The 2,716-nt window shown below is 44.4% G+C and carries 1 protein-coding gene; it reads left to right on the top strand.

The genetic code is table 11. The annotated features are described in order from the left end of the window. Positions 1 to 8: 8 nt before the first annotated feature. A partial coding sequence (locus BGM27_RS19785) for a non-ribosomal peptide synthetase (RefSeq protein WP_217031352.1) occupies positions 9 to 2,716 on the top strand: 2,708 nt, incomplete at its 3' end.

Genomic DNA, 2,716 nt, shown 5'->3' with positions numbered 1-2,716 from the left:
TAGATATCATGACAGAGCCTGAAAAGGTGTACTTTTTAGAAACCTTAAACAATACAGCGAGAGAGTATCCTAAAGAGAAAACCCTTCATCAGCTGTTTGAGGAACAAGCAGAGAAAAGCCCTAACCAGACTGCTTTGGTGGCAGAAGGTCACTCGCTTACTTATAAAGAACTCAATGAAAAGGCCAATCAGGCTGCAAGAGTACTTCGGCAGAAAGGTGTTCAACCGGAGACGGTTGTGGGGCTCATGACGGAAAGATCATCCGAAATGATCATTGGTCTGCTGGGGGTTTTGAAAGCGGGGGGAGCGTATCTTCCCATTGATCCTGCTCATCCTGCTGATCGTATCAGTACGGTTCTGTCAGATGCGAAAGTGGATTTATTAGTAACGTATGGAGACATTCCGCACGCTATGTCTTTCACAGGGCAGGTCCTTAATTTGAAGGATCGTTCTATTTATCAAGGGGAGAAAACGAATCTTGATGTGGAAATGACCAGCCGTCATTTAGCGTATGTCATCTATACATCCGGTTCCACCGGAACTCCGAAAGGAGTGATGGTAGAACACCAACAGGTGAACAACTTCATCCATGGCATGGTCAACGAAACACATCTAGATAGCTATAAAAGCATTTTATGTGTAACAACGCTTTCCTTTGACATCTTTGGTCTGGAGACATTGGCTCCATTAACGCAGGGCTTGACTGTCGTCATATCCAGTGAAGCGGAAAGCAGAGAAGGGAAAAAGCTCGCTGCCCTTATAGAGGAACATAAGGTAGAGGTGATGCAGAGCACTCCGACCCGATTAAAAATGCTGATGGAGAATGATCGATTCAAGCATACCATGAAAAACTTGAAGACTCTTTATGTAGGAGGAGAAGCACTTCCTGAAACGCTGTGGAATGAAGTGAAAGAGTATGGATTGCCTGTTTTTAATATGTACGGTCCGACAGAAACGACCATTTGGTCGACAGTGAAACGGATGGGGAAAACCGATTCAATTACTATAGGGAAGCCAATACAAAATACACAGGTATATGTGCTTGATCGCCACAACCAGCTTGTACCAGAAGGCGTTCTCGGAGAACTATGCATTGGCGGCGACGGGGTAGCGAGAGGATACTTTAACCGAGAGGAACTGACCAAAGAGAAGTTCGTACCAAACCCGTTTATTCTGGGAGAACGAATGTATAAGACAGGGGATCTGGTCCGGTGGCTTCCTGACGGTGAGCTAGAGTACGGAGGAAGAATCGATCACCAGGTGAAAATCCGAGGATTTAGGATTGAACTCGGAGAGATTGAAACGCAGCTTGTCAGCTATCCTAAAGTGAAAGAAGCAGTGGTGGCAGCGAAAGAAGATGAACAAAACCAAAAGTATTTGTGTGCGTATGTCGTTTCTGACGAAACGCTCGATAAAGCCAGACTGAAAGCCTATATGAAAGAACATCTGCCGGATTATATGATTCCTTCTTACTTGATGGAGATTGACACCATTCCATTGACTAACAATGGAAAAGTAAACCGCAGTGCCTTGCCGACACCAGATGTCAATGGATTAATATCGGGCGATTATGAGGCGCCGCAAACAGTTTTGCAGGAAACACTGGTGACCATTTGGCGGGAAGTACTCGGAGTGGAGAATATCGGTATACATGACAATTTCTTCGACCTCGGAGGTCATTCATTAAAAGCAACGGTCGTCATGAGTGACATTCGCAGGCATCTGCAGATTGAAGTTCCTTTGAAGGAAATCTTTACAAGGCCAACCATCTTCGAGTTAAGCGGCTATATTGAACAGAGGGCTGTAAATGTCTATGAAACAATCGAACCTTGTGAGGAACGAGAGTTTTATGAAGCTTCTTCAGCACAAAAACGCATGTATTCCATTCAGCAGCTGGATAAAATCAGTACGGCTTACAATATGCCGAGTATTTTTGAATTGAAGGGGGAAGTGGATCGAAATCGAATTGAGACTGTCTTTCAGCAGCTAATCGACAGACATGAAGCACTGCGTACTTCCTTTGAAACAGTGGATGGAGAGATTTTTCAAAAAAATTGGTTCAATGTGGAATTCCAGCTGATTTCCCGAGAACTTCCGGAAACTGACGTTGCTGACATCGCAAAGACATTCATTCAGCCATTTGAATTAGATCAAGCCCCTCTATTTCGAGCAGAACTGGCAACGGTATCTGGGAAACAATATCTGATGATTGACATGCATCATATTATTTCAGATGGAGTATCGATAAGTCTGTTACTAAAGGAATTTACAAAGCTGTACAATGGGGAATCACTCGAACCGCTGCGGATTCAGTATAAGGATTTTGCCCAGTGGCAAAATGCATACCTTCGATCAGGAAGCCTGGATAAACAGGCAGCATATTGGAAGAAGCAGTTCGAAGGAACCGTTCCGGTTCTTCACTTGCCTTATGATTATGAACGGCCGAGTATCCAAAGTTTTGAAGGAGATAGTGTTCATTTCACCTTAGATAAAGAAATGACCGAAGGGCTAAGAGGATTGGCAAAAGAAGAGGGCGCGACGCTCCATATGGTTCTGTTGTCAGCATTCAATATTCTTTTATCCAAGTACAGCGGGCAGGAGGATATTGTCGTCGGAGTACCGGTGGCCGGCAGGCCGCATGCCGATCTGAGAAATATGATCGGTATGTTCGTCAATACACTGGCTGTGAGGAATCACCCAGATAAAGAGAAAACATT

This window comes from Bacillus sp. FJAT-27001 (assembly GCF_019039175.1).
GTDB lineage: Bacteria > Bacillota > Bacilli > Bacillales > Bacillaceae > Bacillus > Bacillus velezensis.
Note: the sequence above shows the minus strand (reverse complement) of the source record. Positions and strands in the feature narration are given on the sequence as shown.